This is a genomic window from Vibrio sp. SS-MA-C1-2 (assembly GCF_021513135.1).
Lineage (GTDB): Bacteria > Pseudomonadota > Gammaproteobacteria > Enterobacterales > Vibrionaceae.
The window spans coordinates 2,264,895-2,281,089 of record NZ_CP090981.1 but is presented as its reverse complement, the minus strand read 5'-3'; the positions used below and the strand labels follow the sequence as shown (position 1 = coordinate 2,281,089).

General features: G+C 38.3%; 15 protein-coding genes and 1 riboswitch. Of the genes, 9 read left to right on the top strand and 6 right to left on the bottom strand.

What is annotated here, in order from left to right:
- From uxaC to L0B53_RS14710, 5 genes are all read right to left on the bottom strand, one after another.
- On the bottom strand, nucleotides 1–1,413 hold the full coding sequence (uxaC, locus tag L0B53_RS14730) for a glucuronate isomerase (protein WP_235060359.1): 1,413 nt from the start codon (nucleotides 1,411–1,413) through the stop codon (nucleotides 1–3).
- 10 nt (nucleotides 1,414–1,423) lie between these two features.
- Complete coding sequence (locus L0B53_RS14725; protein ID WP_235060358.1) at nucleotides 1,424–2,887, bottom strand: fructuronate reductase; 1,464 nt, start codon at nucleotides 2,885–2,887, stop codon at nucleotides 1,424–1,426.
- Between the two features lie 17 nt (nucleotides 2,888–2,904).
- Entirely contained in the window at nucleotides 2,905–5,298 is a 2,394-nt protein-coding gene (locus L0B53_RS14720) for a TIM-barrel domain-containing protein (protein ID WP_235060357.1), read from the bottom strand.
- Between the two features lie 73 nt (nucleotides 5,299–5,371).
- Nucleotides 5,372–6,673, bottom strand: a complete 1,302-nt coding sequence (locus L0B53_RS14715) for a TRAP transporter large permease (RefSeq protein WP_235060356.1) — start codon at nucleotides 6,671–6,673, stop codon at nucleotides 5,372–5,374.
- Between the two features lie 28 nt (nucleotides 6,674–6,701).
- Nucleotides 6,702–7,202: a TRAP transporter small permease gene (locus tag L0B53_RS14710; RefSeq protein WP_235060355.1), complete on the bottom strand. Its 501-nt coding sequence runs from the start codon at nucleotides 7,200–7,202 to the stop codon at nucleotides 6,702–6,704.
- A 293-nt stretch (nucleotides 7,203–7,495) separates the two neighbouring features.
- Here L0B53_RS14710 and L0B53_RS14705 point away from each other — a divergent pair, with 293 nt between their 5' ends.
- From L0B53_RS14705 to L0B53_RS19420, 9 genes are all read left to right on the top strand, one after another.
- Nucleotides 7,496–8,485 (top strand): TRAP transporter substrate-binding protein, encoded by a 990-nt coding sequence (locus tag L0B53_RS14705; RefSeq protein WP_235060354.1) that lies wholly within the window; start codon nucleotides 7,496–7,498, stop codon nucleotides 8,483–8,485.
- Nucleotides 8,486–8,547: 62 nt separating this feature from the next.
- The gene (locus tag L0B53_RS14700) at nucleotides 8,548–10,341 is read left to right on the top strand and encodes a glycoside hydrolase family 2 protein (protein WP_235060353.1); all 1,794 of its coding nucleotides are present in this window, start codon (nucleotides 8,548–8,550) and stop codon (nucleotides 10,339–10,341) included.
- A 92-nt stretch (nucleotides 10,342–10,433) separates the two neighbouring features.
- A complete protein-coding gene (locus L0B53_RS14695) occupies nucleotides 10,434–11,180 on the top strand; it encodes an FCD domain-containing protein (RefSeq protein WP_235060352.1) in 747 nt (248 codons plus the stop codon).
- A 62-nt stretch (nucleotides 11,181–11,242) separates the two neighbouring features.
- The gene (gene uxuA / locus L0B53_RS14690; RefSeq protein WP_235060351.1) at nucleotides 11,243–12,424 is read left to right on the top strand and encodes a mannonate dehydratase; all 1,182 of its coding nucleotides are present in this window, start codon (nucleotides 11,243–11,245) and stop codon (nucleotides 12,422–12,424) included.
- A 136-nt stretch (nucleotides 12,425–12,560) separates the two neighbouring features.
- Nucleotides 12,561–12,666: riboswitch (TPP riboswitch) on the top strand.
- Nucleotides 12,656–13,438 carry an ABC transporter permease gene (locus L0B53_RS14685; protein WP_235060350.1) on the top strand — a complete coding sequence of 261 codons (783 nt, stop codon included), beginning with the start codon at nucleotides 12,656–12,658 and terminating at the stop codon, nucleotides 13,436–13,438. Its footprint overlaps the riboswitch before it by 11 nt.
- Before the next feature lie 68 nt (nucleotides 13,439–13,506).
- Nucleotides 13,507–13,812, top strand: a complete 306-nt coding sequence (locus tag L0B53_RS14680; protein ID WP_235060349.1) for a thiamine-binding protein — start codon at nucleotides 13,507–13,509, stop codon at nucleotides 13,810–13,812.
- A 2-nt stretch (nucleotides 13,813–13,814) separates the two neighbouring features.
- The gene (locus L0B53_RS14675; RefSeq protein WP_235060348.1) at nucleotides 13,815–14,819 is read left to right on the top strand and encodes an ABC transporter substrate-binding protein; all 1,005 of its coding nucleotides are present in this window, start codon (nucleotides 13,815–13,817) and stop codon (nucleotides 14,817–14,819) included.
- A gap of 53 nt (nucleotides 14,820–14,872) precedes the next feature.
- Nucleotides 14,873–15,199, top strand: coding sequence for an ATP-binding cassette domain-containing protein (locus tag L0B53_RS19425; protein ID WP_260115551.1), 327 nt, complete (start codon nucleotides 14,873–14,875; stop codon nucleotides 15,197–15,199).
- The gene (locus L0B53_RS19420; protein ID WP_311197322.1) at nucleotides 15,178–15,606 is read left to right on the top strand and encodes an ATP-binding cassette domain-containing protein; all 429 of its coding nucleotides are present in this window, start codon (nucleotides 15,178–15,180) and stop codon (nucleotides 15,604–15,606) included. The genes L0B53_RS19425 and L0B53_RS19420 overlap by 22 nt, the downstream gene beginning before the upstream one ends.
- 178 nt (nucleotides 15,607–15,784) lie before the next feature.
- Here L0B53_RS19420 and L0B53_RS14665 read toward each other — a convergent pair whose 3' ends face one another.
- On the bottom strand, nucleotides 15,785–16,162 hold the full coding sequence (locus tag L0B53_RS14665) for a hypothetical protein (RefSeq protein ID WP_235060347.1): 378 nt from the start codon (nucleotides 16,160–16,162) through the stop codon (nucleotides 15,785–15,787).
- Between the last annotated feature and the right edge of the window lie 33 nt (nucleotides 16,163–16,195).

Below are 16,195 nucleotides of genomic sequence, written 5' to 3'. Positions count from 1 at the left end.
TTATCCCTTTATATCAAAGTAGCGTTTTGCGTTACCGAAGCTAATATCTTCAATCATAGAACCAAGCAGTGCTAAGTCATTGGGCACTTCGCCTTTTTCTGCCCATTCTCCGACCATATTACATAGAATACGGCGGAAATATTCATGACGAGTGTAAGATAAGAAACTACGTGAATCAGTTAGCATACCTACAAATTGGCTTAATAATCCAAGTTGAGAAAGCTGTTCCATCTGACGCTGCATACCATCTTTTTGATCGTTAAACCACCAACCTGACCCGAATTGCACTTTACCCGCAATACCGCCACCTTGGAAATTACCAATCATTGTCGCCATCATTTCGTTATCACGTGGATTTAGGCAGTAAAGAATCGTTTTTGGTAACTCGTTGCTTTTGTCCATTTCATCTAACAAATGAGCAAGTTCAAAAGCAAATGGGCGGTCACCGATAGAGTCGAAGCCGGCATCAGCACCCAGTAACTTGAACATACGAGTACTGTTATTACGTTGAGCACCAATATGAAGTTGCATAATCCAACCGAGTTTAGCGTATTGCTGACCTAGCCAAACTTGTACTGCGGTTGAGAATTGTGCACACTCTAATTCTGTTAACGTTTCGCCATTTAGTCGACGGTTGATGAAAGAATCAAGCGTAACTTCAGATGGAATAGCGGCATAACGTACAACTTCGATCCCGTGATCAGCCGCTTTACAACCATGTAGGTCAAAGTGTGCTAAGCGTTTATCTAGTGCCACTAAAAGATCGCTAAACTTTGTGATTTCAACATCAGCACTTTGACCAAGTAAGGTCATGTATTCAGCAAAACCTTCAAGCTCAATTTTAAATGCGCGATCTGGACGCCAACTAGGCAGGACTTCGATATCAATTGTCTGATCTTCGGCTATTTTCTTATGATCTTCTAATGAGAAAATAGGGTCATCCGTTGTACCTGCCATAACAACATTCATTTGCTTCATGATGCCACGAGCCGAAAATTCAGGCGTTGCAAGTAACTCTTTGGTTTCATGCCAAACTTTTTCAGCATTATCTGGACCAAAGTTTAAACCAGTAATACCAAATGGACGACGAAGCTCTAAATGCGTCCAATGGTACAGTGGATTACCTAATGTTTTAGGAACGGTATTTGCCCATGCTTGAAATTTTTCATAATCAGATGCATCACCAGTGATGAAACGTTCTTCAATACCTGCAGAACGCATGCCTCGCCATTTATAGTGATCACCTTCAAGCCAAATTTGCGCCATGTTGTCAAATTGACGGTCATTTGCAACTTCAGCCGGATTTAGATGACAGTGATAATCATAGATTGGCTGTGGAGCGGCATATTCATGGTATAGACGACGAGCCGTTTCATTGGTTAATAAGAAGTCTTCACATAGAAAGTTTTTCATATATGTTTCCTTATAATGCAGCAACTGATGCGCGAGCACCATTATCTAATAAAGATTGGTAGGCTTGAGTCACCGCTTCAATAACAATCGCATTTTGACCGATATCTGTAGGGAAAATAGCTTCGATACTCAACAAAGCCGGAACAACTGAGCTATTTAAACCATGTTGGTCACAAATATTACGAAGTTGTTCTGCCATAGGATCGCGTACATCAATCTCATTACCTTGTTCATCTACTGCTGAGACATAGCGCATCCAACCTGCAATACCTAATGCTAACCAAGAGAAGTTTGAGCCATTTTCTAAATGAAAACGCAAGCTACCCCCCATACGCTGAGGGATCTTTTGGCTGCCATCCATCGCAATCTGCCACGTTTTATGCTTCAGGCTTGGATTGGTGTAGCGATCTATCAGCATCTCAGCATAAGATTGTAGATCGGTGCCTTCTGGCATATTCAGTGATGGTGCTTGGGCTTTCATCATCATATCAAAAGCGGCTTTTTTATAGCCACTATCTGTCATCGTATCAGAGATATGTGGGTAGCTACCTAAGTAACCTAAGTAAGCAAGGAATGAGTGAGAGCCATTAAGCATACGGAGTTTCATCTCTTCGTATGGCACAACATCAGCAACAAACTCAGCACCAACAAGGTTCCAATCTGGACGACCAGCGACAAAGTTATCTTCAATCACCCATTGACGGAAGGGTTCACAAGCAATACCACATGGGTCATCAACACTTAAAAGCGTGGTGATTTCGTTTAATGTCTCTTCTGTTGCAGCAGGAACAATACGGTCAACCATGGTGCAAGGGAACGTCACGTTCTCTTTAATCCATAATGCAAGATCAGCGTCTAGAAGTTGAGCAAATTCTAGTATCGCGGCTTTTGCTACATGGCCATTTTCTTGTACGTTATCACAAGACATGACCGTAAAAGGTGCTAAGCCATTATCACGACGTATTTTTAATGCTTGAACAATGTAGCCCAATGCTGAATTTGGTGCTTCAGGGGTTTTTAAATCAGCAATCACAAGTGCATTGTTTTTATCTAATTTACCTGTTGCTGGATCAGCACAATAACCTTTCTCTGTAATTGTCATTGAGACAATGGCAACTTGCTCTTCTGCCATTTTATTTAAGACGGCTTGTTGTCCATCTAAGCTTGGATGAAGTGATTCGGTAACAGAACCACTAATCTTCATTACGGTTGATTCTGCCCCTTTTTCTGCAACAGAATATAAGTGATCTTGCGCTCGAAGATCTTTAATTAGTTGTTCACCACCAAATAAGTTTACTTCGCAAATACCCCAATCACTTTGATTATTATCGGCAAGTTCGCTGGTATATAGCGCTTGATGTGCTCGATGGAAAGCACCAAAACCCAAATGCACAATTTTAGTCTTCAGGTTAGAACGGTCATAACTAGGAACGTTAATAGTAGAGCTAAGTTCAGTATTACTAATATTTTTCATCTTTTCATTCCTATTCATTAAATTTCGTTCAAAGAAAGTACGGTGTTGTTATCACGTTTAATACCATTAACAACTAATTGACGATTATCTTGTTGAGGTAGACGTAACGTTAATGCATTATACGCAGGAGTATAGTTTCCATCTTTCTTAATGGTTAATCTTATTTCTTGGTTATTACAGTTCATTGTAATATCAAGGTTTAAGAATTGGCCATTTTTATAATTATGACTTTCACCATCATCATCAAAAATAGTTGCTTGAGAAGACCCTAGACCCATGTGAGGGTAGATATTTAAACAACGCGTATCATCTTCAGTGATATCAATGTGATCAATTCGCTGACTTGTTGGAATAATACTACCAGCACGTGTCATTAATGGAATCTGTTCTAATGGCGCATCTACGGTAATTGTTTGTCTCGCACTAAACCACTGGTTTGTGTAGTAGTTATACCAGCCTGTTTTATTATTTGGTAAGTAGATCTCACGTTGGCGTTGATGTTCTTCAACAACAGAAGCAACAAGCAGATCCTGACCTAATAAATAATCATCACTTTCTTCAAATGTTTTAGCATCATGCTCATGATCTAAGAAAGTGGGGCGTAGCATAGGTTCTGCCTCGTTATGCGCCTGATAAAGGACATTATATAAATAAGGCATTAATTGATAACGTAACTTCATTGCATCACGAATCATTGGTGTAACAGATGGATACATCCAAGGTTCATTCACACTGCCATCATCATTCCATGAGTGGATAGTAAAGCGTGGGTGCATAACCCCATTTTGTACCCAACGAACGAATAATTCAGGATCAGGTTTATCCCCAGAGAAACCACCAACATCATGACCTAGGTTATAAAGCCCAGAAAGGCTCATACCTAATCCCATGCGAATATTATAACGAAGGCTTGTCCAGTTAGTGCGGTTATCACCACTCCAAGTCTGTACATAGCGATTCATTCCTGGGCAACCAGAACGAGAGATTAAGTATGGACGCAATTCAGGAGCAAACTCTTGTTGAGCTTCGTATGATGCACGCATCATTAATAGAGGTTGCATCGGACGAATTAGGCTAACTGGGATCTCTTTACCAAAACCAAAGCAGCGGGCATCTTTATCCCAAATTTCATACTCATTGTTATCGTTCCAAGTTGAATCGATACCTTTTTCTAATAGCTGTTCTTTAACGTTAGTTTGCCACCAATTCACGGTTTCTGGGTTGGTGAAATCAAGGTGAGAGCCATCAGCATCCCAAAAAACGGAGTTTTCTGGTTGATCAGATTCAGAGTCCTGAATAAATAACCCTTTCTCTTTTACTTCTTCAAATCGTGGGTGATCATGCAGTAAACAAGGTTTAATATTTGCTGCTAGTTTTAAACCATTTTTATGGAAGTGATCCGACATAGCATTCGGATTTGGTACTTTATCGTAGTTCCAATTAAAGACATAACGCTTATCACCAATAGAGGTATAGCCTGAAGATAACTGGAATGAATCACAAGGGATTCCGTTATCTTGACATTGATCGACAAACCCTTCTAGCAGTTCCTGAGCATTATCAGAATCAGTATATTGCATAGTAGAACCACTATAACCAAGGCTCCATTTCGGGCCGAAAATAGTGCCACCAGTTAAGGTTACAAACTGTTTAGTAACACTATTAATGGTCTCGCCATACATGAAGTAGAAGTCAAGATCGCCATCTTCGGCACGGTAACTACGGTATTTGATATGGTAGTTATCTAATTCATTGCCTAGATCAAACCAACAGCTAGCGAGGTTATCATAGTAAAGGCCAAAACTTGCTGTTTCATCATTTTGAGTTGTACGAGTGATATAGAATGGAATGTGCTTGTACAGAGGATCTGTTTTACTTGCATCATAACCCATAGCATCAAGGTTTCGCATCTCAAAACGACGGCCATTACGGTTAAGATCGCCTGTTTTTTCGCCTAGGCCATAGTAAAACTCATCATCGCCACGATTCATGAAGTGAGCAACATTATGGTCAGAAACACCTAATTGGTATGCACCTGTTTTGCGGTCTTTAGTTAAAGGAAGCCATTGGTCATTAACTTTATGTTCCCACTCCATCCATAATGGTTGATGGATAGTTAAACGTAAGGTTTCAGTTGAAATTTGTAATTGGTTTTCTTGTTGATCTAAAGCAAATTCTGGCAGTGTAAATCCAGCTGTTGAAAGACGATCACGACCTTCCCAAGGTGTATCCGCAGCATCTGGAGTCACGGTCCAAGTACGATCAAGTCTAAGTTCATTTTTACGTTTGAAAAGCACCCGAATAAGGTGGTTTTCTAATACAAAGATATGAAGTGAATGCTTATTATCACAAGATAAAATGATCTCATTATTTTTATGATTAATAAATTGCCAATTTTTAACTGATTTCATCTTTTTGTCCTTTTAAACAAAGAGTGAATACAAAGCTGTAATCACTCTTTTTTATTTAACTATAAAGTAACGATTAATAACCTAAAAATAATTGCGGTAAAGTTAAGCTAATTTGTGGAACAAAGGTAACTAACATCAATGCTAGGATTAGCACTGCGTAGAATGGAAGTAGAGGTTTGATGACTTTGTCGATACGAACCTTTGCCACTGAACAACCTATAAATAGAGCACTACCCACTGGTGGAGTACAAATACCAATTGCAAGGTTGAATGTCATCATAATACCAAAATGTACCGGATCCATACCCAAATCCATTGCAATTGGCAAGAAGATAGGAGTAAAGATTAATAGTGCAGGTGTCATATCCATGAATACACCAACAACCAATAAAGCAATGTTGATAATTAATAGGATGATAATAGGGTTTTCAGAAACAGCCAATAATGCGTCGCTGATCATATATGGGATATCAGCATTTGCCATAGCCCAAGACATACCCATAGATGCACCAATTAATAACAATACAATAGACGTGGTGACGACAGATTCTAAAATAATACTTGGAAGTTGCTTAATTGATACTTCACGGTAGAAGAAAACAGCAAGAACCAATGTATAAACAACAGCAATTGCAGAAGCCTCCGTTGCAGTAAAGATACCACCAATAATACCACCCATAATGACAACAATAAGGCCAAGACTTGGTAGAGCATCGAATGTTTTCTTCACAACAACAGCCATGGTTGGCTTAGGATCAACCGGGTAACCGCGTTTCTTGGCAATAAAGCCAGCAACAAACATTAAGCTTAGCCCCATCAGTAGACCAGGGATGTAACCTGCTAAGAAAAGAGCGCCAATAGATGTTCCACCCGAAATTAATGAGTAAACAATGAAGGTATTACTTGGTGGAATCAATAGACCTGTTGGACAAGAGGTAATGTTAACGGCTGCAGAGTATGCAGGATCGTAACCTTCTTTCTTTTGAAGAGGGGACATTGTACCACCTACCGCAGCGGCAGAAGCAACAGCTGAACCAGAAATTGCACCAAACATCATATTTGCGATGATATTAACATGCGCTAAAGAACCTGGAAGGCGACCACCTAGAACTTTTGCAAATTCAATGAGGCGGATAGCGATACCACCTTGGTTCATGATGTTACCAGCTAAGATAAAGAATGGGATTGCAAGAAGAGCAAAACTATCTAAGCCTGACGCCATTTTTTGAGAGATAACTGCAATAGCAGCATCGAACGGTAATGAAAGCAATACGGTAAATAAAGAGGCAATACCAATTGCAAAAGAAATAGGAACACCAAGTCCTAAAAATGTAAAAAAGCTACCAAAGAGTACAATAATTACTTGCCAATCCACGATAATATTCCTTATAAATTAGAGTGATTTATTTTGTAGTGGTTGAAGAAAATGCGGTTGAAATATTCGTTGATAAATCTTGGCATAGATAAATAAGCATAAACAAACCACTTAGGGGGATTGCAGCATATACAAAACCCATTTCAATGCCTAAAGCTGGGGAAACTTGACCAGTTGCAAGTGTTTTCAACATTAATGATCCACCACCATATACCATAATTACGCCAGCGAAGAAGAAGCTGATTACATTGATAATGACTTTAAGTTTTGCATGTTGAGCTGGTTTGTCTTCAAGCTTCATTGCTAATAAATCGATAGCAAGGTGACGTTTTTGTCCCAAGGTATAAGCTGCCCCCATTAAACCAACCCATATGAAGAGAAAACGTGCGACTTCATCGGTTGATGTACTCGGTGCATTCAGCACATAGCGTGAAAACACCTGCCAAACAACACAAGCAACAAGGACGGTACTCAATGATATACAGAACAAAGAAAGACCTTTATTCAAAATCAAAATGAGTTTATTCATATTTTCTCCTTAATCACGAAAATTCGTTTTTATTATTAATTAGATTTATTAATTACCGTGATTATAAGAATTTATACGCATAACACCGTGATGGCGATCACATTTGAATTGGTTCGACCAATTTGTGGGTTATTTTTGTGGCATTGGTCAACCAATTGACCTTTTTTTATTGATTATTGGTTTGCAGTAGGCCAAATTAGATAGGTGTTTAGAGATGTGGTTTACAAATGTTATTTTGGTAAACCGATATGATACATTATTTTAATAAACGTTTACTCATTTGGAGTCTCACAATGTCATGGAATAAAAAAGCTTTAGCAACATTAATTACTTGCACTTTAGCTGCTACCTCATTTTCTGCTGCTGCTGTTACAACTTTAAAATTAAGTCACAACCAAGATAGAAACCATCCGGTTCATAAGTCAATGCAATATATGGCTAAAGAAATGAAAGAGCTAACGGATGGTGAAGTGCGTATCCGTATTTATCCAAATGGACAGCTTGGTACTCAACGTGAATCAATGGAGCTTCTTCAAAATGGTGCTTTAGATATTGCTAAATCAAATGCGAGCGAATTAGAGTCTTTTGAACCAGCATATGGCGCATTCAATATTCCTTATATCTTCCGTGATCGTGACCATTATTATCGTGTTATTGGTGGTGAAGTTGGTGAAGAGATTTTAGAAGCATCAGCAGCTAAAGGTTTTGTTGGTTTAACATACTATGATGCAGGTGCACGTAGTTTCTACGCAAGTAAAGCGATTAATTCTCCAGCGGATCTAAAAGGCATGAAGATTCGTGTTCAACCAAGTCCAACTGCTGTAGAAATGATTAAATTAATGGGTGGTTCACCAACTCCTCTTTCTTATGGCGAACTATACACTGCGTTACAGCAAGGTGTTGTAGATGGTGCTGAAAACAATCCAACTGCATTAACAACCGCTCGTCACGGTGAAGTTGCTAAATTCTTTAGCCAAGATGAGCATACAATGATTCCAGATGTGCTTGTAATTAGTAACAAAGCGCTAGATAAGTTAACTGCAGAACAAAAAGTTGCGCTGAAAAAAGCAGCAAAAGATTCAATGATGTATCATAAAGATCTATGGACTAAGATGACTGATGCTGCAATTGATAAAGCAAAAAACAGCATGGATGTTCAATTTGTCACTGTAGAAAAACAACCATTTGTTGATGCAGTGAAACCTATGCATGATCAAGCATTACAGAATCCAGCGATTGCTGATTATGTTCGTGGCATCGATGCATTAGCGACAACTAAATAATAATAAATAATTAATTAATATCTAGGGCGTATTTACGCCCTAACTTTGGAGTCTGCCTTACAATGTTAGAACGTTCTGAATTAGCTGAAAATGCGATTAATTGTCTTCATGATGAACAGTATGATGTTCCATTCAATTTACAAAATTTAAATCACACTAATATGTTATTTATGGGAGGCCGTGGTACGGAATCTCTAAATGGACATTGGAATTTTGCTGTAGATTTGTTGGACACTGGTCTTCGTCAACGTTGGTATGATATGAAGCCAATGCCAGCTGAGCAACGTATTGAACCTTGGGATTATGATCCACATGTTGGCGAAACAACGCCCATTCCATCTTGCTGGCAGATGCAAAAAGAAAAATGGTATTTCTTTGAAGGAAGTGCATGGTATACACGTGCTTGGGAATTTAAAGAAGGAGATGATGCTGAGCGTCTTTTCCTACGCGTAGGTGCGGCACAATATGACTGTAAAGTCTTCTTAAATGGTGAATTTATTGGTAATCACTATGGTGGTTCTACCCCATTTTTTGCAGAATTTACTGATAAATTAAACGTAGGACAAAACTGGATTATGTTATGTGTTAATAATGCACGTACATTAGACAGAGTTCCTATGCGCAATACAGATTGGTTTAATTACGGTGGTGTTTACCGTGATGTAGAAATTGTTCGTACTCCTAAAAGTTATTTAAAAGATCTTCACGTTTATTTGGTACCAAATAGTCAATACAATCTGATTCATTGTGATGTGGAAGTGGCTGGTGAAGATCAGGATGTTATTGTCAAGATCGATGAACTAAATATCAATCAAACGATTACTACCAAAGATGGTAAAGGTTCGGTAGAAATATCAGTTGAACCTGAGCTTTGGTCTCCTGAAAACCCTAAACTATATGACATCGAAGCAACCTATTTAAATGATCAAATCACTGATCGTGTCGGGTTCCGTCAAATTGAAGTACAAGGTACTGAAATTGTTTTAAATGGAGAAAATATCTTCTTACGTGGTATCAGCGTTCATGAAGATGACAAAGAAATAGGTAAAGTGGTTACTGTTGAAGACCTTAAGCGCCGTTTTGCTCATGCTAAAGAGTTAAATTGTAACTATATGCGTTTTGCTCACTATACTCATCATGAGTTGGCGACCAAAATGGCTGATGAGCTTGGTTTCTTGATTTGGGCTGAAATCCCTGTGTATTGGGCGATCGATTTTGAAAATCAAGCAACATATAAAGATGCGAAGAACCAATTATTAGAAATGGTTATACGTGACCGTAACCGTGCAAGTGTCATTATGTGGTCTGTTGGTAATGAAAATGCAGATACTGATGCACGTTTAGAGTTTATGTCTAATCTTGTTAAAACTGCGAGAGAAGCCGATCCTTGTCGCTTAGTTTCAGCTGCTTGCTTAGTTAACCATGCTAAAAATAAGATTGAAGATCGTCTTGCTGAACATTTAGATATTATCGGTATTAATGAATATTACGGTTGGTATGAAGAAGTCTTTGATGACTTGATTGAAATTGGTGAAAACTCAAACCCAGGTAAACCTGTTGTCATTTCTGAGACAGGGGCAGATGGTTTTATCGGCGCTACAGGACCTAAGACTGGATTATTTAGTGAATCTTACATGTCTGAAGTGTATCGTAAACAGATTCAATATTTAGAAAGACTAGATTATATTAAAGGTATTTCTCCTTGGATCATGTACGATTTTCGAGTAGAGCGTCGTCAGAATGTTTTCCAACAAGGCTGGAATGGCAAAGGACTCATTTCAAACAATAAATCAACCAAGAAAGAAGCATTTGATATTCTAGCGACTTTCTACAAAAAATTAAAAGAACAAAAATAATTAAATTGAAGATTGGTTAACCAATTGGTTGACCAATCAAAATTTGCTGGTAAAATGGATTTCACTCTGTGTGAGGACGGGGATAGCAAAATATGAATAGTTCAACACCACCAAAAAGGCTTTATCAAAAGATTGGTTTTACATTACAAAATCAAATCTGTAATGGTGAAAGAAGTGTTGGAGAGCGATTGCCACCTGAACGTGAAATTGCTGAAGAAATGGAAGTCAGTCGCTCGGTTGTTAGAGAAGCGATTATCATGTTGGAACTAAAAGGTCTCGTAGAGGTAAGAAAAGGTTCTGGTGTTTACGTGATTAGTTCTACTTTAGATAGTCATACTGAAAGCGCCTTTCATGAACCTAGCCATACGGCAGATATCGGTCCTTTTGAGTTGTTACAAGCAAGACAAGTGATTGAGAGCCAAATTGCGAGTTTTGCTGCATTGAATGTGACAAAAAATGATATTTCAAAGTTACGTGAAGCTCTCGATACAGAACGACAACAATTAGAAACAGGTTACAGTGATTATGATGGTGATGAAACATTCCACTTAACAATTGCTGAAGCTTCACAAAATAGTGTATTGAGCGATATTGCTCATGATTTATGGAATCGTCGTACTGATAGCTCAATGTGGCGACAACTACACACACATATTACGAATAAGAATTATCGAATTGCGTGGCTAGATGATCACGAACAAGTATTAAGAGCCTTGCAACGTCGAGATCCGGATGGTGCAAGGGATGCGATGTGGCAACATTTAGAAAATGTAAAACAGACTTTGTTTAAATTATCTGATGTTGATGATCCCAATTTTGATGGTTTTTTATTTAGATAATCGAATTTTATAAAGTGAATTGAGAATAACTCGACTCACAGTCAAAGAAGTAAGGGTATAAAATGGAACAGACATGGCGTTGGTATGGCCCAAATGACAATGTGTCATTAGATGATATTAAACAAGCTGGAGCAACTGGTATTGTTAATGCTTTACACCATATTCCAAATGGTGAAGTGTGGACAAAGGAAGAAATTTTAGCACGTAAAGCGATCATCGAAGCAAAAGGACTGACTTGGTCTGTGGTTGAAAGTGTTCCTGTACATGAAGAGATTAAAACTCGTACTGGCAATTACGCTAAGTGGATTGAAAATTATAATCAATCTCTAATCAACCTTGCTGAATGCGGTATCGATACTGTTTGTTATAACTTTATGCCTGTTCTTGATTGGACTCGTACTGATCTTGAATATCAATTAGAAGATGGTTCAAAAGCATTACGTTTTGATCAAATCGAATTTGCAGCTTTTGAGTTGTTTATTTTAAGACGCCCTGGTGCTGAGCTAGAATATTCTGCCGGTGAGCAAGAAGAAGCACGAGCTTGTTTTGAAGCGATGAGCCCAGCTAATGTTGCTAAATTGACATCAAATATTATTGCTGGTTTACCAGGAGCAGAAGAAGGTTATACACTAGAAGAGTTTCAGGCTCGTTTAGATACTTATCAAGGTATTGATAAAGCTAAATTGCGTGAGCATATGGTATTATTCCTTGAAGTTCTAATTCCAACTTGTGAACAGTATGGATTAAAATTAGCGGTTCATCCGGACGATCCACCCCGTCCAATCTTAGGTTTACCACGTATTGTTTCGACGATTGAAGATATTGAAGCGTTGACTACCGCAGTACCAAGTAAAATGAATGGTATTACTATGTGTACGGGCTCTTACGGCGTTCGTGGTGATAATGACTTAGTTAATATGATTGAAACTTATGGTGACCGTATTTACTTTACACACCTACGTTCAACTCAACGTGAAGAAAATCAAATGAGCTTCCATGAAGCCGCTCATTTAGAAGGTGATGTTGATATGTATAATGTTATCAATGCACTTCTAAAAGAAGAAACACGTCGTATTGATAACGGAGAGACTCGCTTGATCCCAATGCGCCCAGATCATGGCCACCAAATGATCGATGATTTAAATAAGAAAACTAACCCTGGTTATTCTTGTATTGGTCGTTTAAAAGGTCTTGCTGAAATTCGTGGTGTTGAATTAGCATTGAAACGTGCATTTTATAGCTAATATTAATCGTTATTTGATTTATATAAACCGACTCTTGCAGTCGGTTTTTTTATATCTTCCGTTTACTTTAATTGTGATTAGAGTCTCACTTTTACTTTTTCTATGTTGTTATCTAGTTTAATTATCGTTAAATTTTCATTGATTCAGTGGGAGCCATAAATAATTTGTGGCTGAGAGGCGTCAAGCGACCATTATAACCTGATTTGGCTAATACCAACGTAGGGATGATAGATGCAAACAACTTCAATGAAGATCTTATCTTCAACTCTTTTTATTATTTTAATTCTTGTTATTACTCCATTTTTTTCTGGTGGCGCTTTAATTTTTTATCATTATTCGGCTGCTAATGAGTGGGTAATGAGTCAATCAGTACAACACAGCCTTCTTGCTATCAAGCAGTTCTTGGCGAGTGATCTTAGTGTGTTGCTGCATCACTCCTATTATTCTATTGTACTCCTTTTTTCTGGTCTGCTTTGCTCTGTTGTGGTGGCTGTTTTACTTCTCTGGCTAACTTCACTTTCCCGTCGTTGTGATAAAGTGATTTTGCCCGTTGTGATTATGGGGCAGGCGATACCATCTGTTGCATTAGCTCCTATTATTATTAGCTATTTTGGCTTGGGCTTTGTACCTAAAATTTTATTTGTTGCAACGTTTAGCTTCTTTCCCATCTTTTTTTATGCCAATAGTTTTTTAAAATCTCAACCCAAAGAATGGCAAAAGTTTCATTTGTTATTAGGGCTGAATAAAAATCAACGATTTTGGCGAATTGATCTCTGGCATGCGCTCCCTTCATTAGCGACGGGTCTGAGACTTTCATTAACTTACAGTTTTGGTACGGTAATATTTGTTGAGTGGTTGGGGGGAAAGTACGGCTTAGGTATTTATCTTGCTCGGGCACTAAGTAGCTTTTCATCCCTGCGAGTCACGATTATTGCCTGTTATGTCACATTAATGGCGTTGCTGTTAGTCAAGTTTGCCCGTTGGTGTGAAAAGAGAATTATTTACTGGCAATAAACTTTTATCTTTATCTCTACTCATTTAGTTGAGGGAGCGTTTACATCTGTACATTATAAGGAAATAATATGTCTTACTCACTTTCATTAAAATATATCACTCAAAAATCCGAAAAATATTCAGCTTATGATAGCGTGGATCAAGTTTTAGCCTGTATAGCAAAAAGTGGCTTGACCCATACTATTGGCGTCAGTGAAACGACCGTCACGTCTGATAATTTTGATCTGATTTTACAATTACTCAAAGAGGTAGAATCGATTTCTCGTGCTGAATCACCAACCGGATTTATGTTGTTGGCAAATGTGACTTATGCCAGCTATGAACAGGATATGGTTGAAAAAATGCAACGTGTTGAAAGATTTTCAGGAGAGTAATAATGAAAATTTATCAAAAAGTTGGCCTGTTATTATTCTCGAGTTTAACGTTATTTGGTTGTGATAAATCGTCTGAAACCAGGGAAGATAACCATATAGTATTAAGCTTAGATTGGACGCCGAATACCAATCATACGGGATTCTATGTTGCTAAAGAGCTTGGATATTATCATGATGTTGGGATTGATTTAGAAATTGTTCAGCCGCATCAAAGTAGTGCTAATCAATTAGTTGACTCAAAACAAGTCGATTTTGGAATAACAACGGGCTATTCACATCTTCGTTCTGTCGACAATGGTCTAGCGGTAGTTAATATTGCCACGATTCTTCCGGTTCATACGTCCAGCTTTTACTCTCTAGCTGAAACGCCATTAAACAAGGTTGAGGATTTTGAAGGTAAAACTTACGTTGGCTGGTCTAGTCCGCTGGTGGATGGGATTTTTAATACTATGATGACATCTTTAGGTAAAAAGGGGACAGATATTCAACAAGTGGTCTCATCAAATGGTGACATCATCTCGTTATTAGAGCAGCAACAAGGGGACTTTGTTTGGGGATATGACGGCTGGCAAGGGGTTGAAGCCAAATTGCGCGGTATCGATATTGTAACCTTCTCGTTGAATGATGTTTTGGGAGGAGAGGCGAATATTGGATTTTCTCCGCCAGAACCCATTATTATCACCCATTCTGATACGCTTAAATCAAATGCTGAATTAGTGAATACGTTTATTTCTGCTACCCGAAAAGGGTTTGAGTATGCAGTCAACCACCCCAAGAAAGCAGCCGATTTATTGTTAAAGCAAGCCCCTGAGTTGCGTGCTGATTTAGTTTATGCGAGCCAAGAATATCTATCACCACTCTACTTGGCGGATAATCAATGGGGTCATAATGATAAAGTACGTTGGCAACAATTCTCTGACTGGATGTATAACGAAAATATGATTGATAAACTTCTGACTACAGAACAATTTATCTGGTCAGAAAGTTATCCAGATAAGGCTCAATAACAATTAACGGCAATCACAATCGTAAGCGCTAATTTACTCATTAAGGAGAGTGAATGACCACTTTGGTATTTAAAATGGATAACGTCAGCTTTTCTTATGATAAATATCCTTTAATCAAAAAATTCAGTTTAGCTGTCAATGAAGGGGAGTGGTTGTCGATTGTTGGTCGTTCGGGCATTGGGAAAACGACATTACTGAACTTGATTAACCAAGAGTTGATTCCAAGCAATGGTGTGATTAATGTGACAGAAGCCATTGCTTATTTAACCCAACACCCCCTGTTATTGCCTTGGTTGAATGTTGAACAAAATATTAATTTTGTGCAGAAACCGGTTTATCCTTGGAGTAAAAAAAGCCAATTAATCGTCATAAACAGCTGAATCAATTATTAAAAGATCTCGAGCTTGATGATGCAAAGGATAAATTACCCAATAGTTTATCGGGTGGCATGGCGCAGAGGGTTGCGATTGGGCGAACACTTTTTCTAAATCGCAAGTTTTGGGTGTTAGATGAACCCTTTAGTCAGCTCGATGCGATGACCAAAAGAAAACTTCATCGATTGATAAAAACGATTGTGAAAGAGTACCAAGTGACTGTTGTTTTAGTGACGCATGATATTAATGAAGCGGTACAGCTTTCTGGGCGTGTGATAGCGTTAAACTCGACACCCATTAAGGAGCCTCCCATTGTTGAAATTGAAAGAGAAGGGTTAAGTTATCAAGACTTTGAGTTTAGTGAATTAAAGCAACAACAGGTTAAACAGATTTTAGATCTTATCAGTGAATAAAGAATTAGTTCTATATCCCCTTCATACTTGAAGTCGCTAGGTTGTTGGCGTCGCACATTCGCCCCAATCATATAGTATACTTATACTCACGGGGCTTCACTCACTTGCCGCCTACTAGCAACTTCAATAACGATAATTAAGAGATCTCCTCTCGTTACTACAGTTTATTTATTACAGTCTATGAAGGTAATTTTAAATCATTCAATGCTGAATACGTTGAAGGCTCTTTAAGTAATCTAAATAGGTTCTCTTTTACGGCAACTCGTTGATTTTCTGAGAGTGGTTTTGCACGACCAGAGAACTTATTAATAATATCACGAAGGAGTTTGTTGCCAGTGCCACTAATCTTGATGGTAATTGCTGCCAGGTCGAGTAATTCTTGCTGTTTTAGTGCATAGACCTCCATTTCTAAAGATAAACTGTCCATTGATAATAGCTCTCTAAGCTTAGCAGCACCTTGAACGATAGAACGCTCCTCTGCAACGAGACTATTCAATTTAGCTTGCATTTGCTCTTCAAAATGAGCCGGGAATTCCATGGTAACTGTCTTAGCCATGATAAAAATACCTCTTGTTTTAAATCATCTGTT

Bases quoted from the DNA above. Each gene is read 5' to 3' on its own strand.
- uxaC (WP_235060359.1), bottom strand. From the start codon at position 1,413: ATGAAAAACTTTCTATGTGAAGACTTCTTATTAACCAATGAAACGGCT.
- L0B53_RS14725 (WP_235060358.1), bottom strand. From the start codon at position 2,887: ATGAAAAATATTAGTAATACTGAACTTAGCTCTACTATTAACGTTCCT.
- L0B53_RS14720 (WP_235060357.1), bottom strand. From the start codon at position 5,298: ATGAAATCAGTTAAAAATTGGCAATTTATTAATCATAAAAATAATGAG.
- L0B53_RS14710 (WP_235060355.1), bottom strand. From the start codon at position 7,202: ATGAATAAACTCATTTTGATTTTGAATAAAGGTCTTTCTTTGTTCTGT.
- L0B53_RS14705 (WP_235060354.1), top strand. From the start codon at position 7,496: ATGTCATGGAATAAAAAAGCTTTAGCAACATTAATTACTTGCACTTTA.
- L0B53_RS14700 (WP_235060353.1), top strand. From the start codon at position 8,548: ATGTTAGAACGTTCTGAATTAGCTGAAAATGCGATTAATTGTCTTCAT.
- L0B53_RS14695 (WP_235060352.1), top strand. From the start codon at position 10,434: ATGAATAGTTCAACACCACCAAAAAGGCTTTATCAAAAGATTGGTTTT.
- uxuA (WP_235060351.1), top strand. From the start codon at position 11,243: ATGGAACAGACATGGCGTTGGTATGGCCCAAATGACAATGTGTCATTA.
- L0B53_RS14685 (WP_235060350.1), top strand. From the start codon at position 12,656: ATGCAAACAACTTCAATGAAGATCTTATCTTCAACTCTTTTTATTATT.
- L0B53_RS14680 (WP_235060349.1), top strand. From the start codon at position 13,507: ATGTCTTACTCACTTTCATTAAAATATATCACTCAAAAATCCGAAAAA.
- L0B53_RS14675 (WP_235060348.1), top strand. From the start codon at position 13,815: ATGAAAATTTATCAAAAAGTTGGCCTGTTATTATTCTCGAGTTTAACG.
- L0B53_RS19425 (WP_260115551.1), top strand. From the start codon at position 14,873: ATGACCACTTTGGTATTTAAAATGGATAACGTCAGCTTTTCTTATGAT.
- L0B53_RS14665 (WP_235060347.1), bottom strand. From the start codon at position 16,162: ATGGCTAAGACAGTTACCATGGAATTCCCGGCTCATTTTGAAGAGCAA.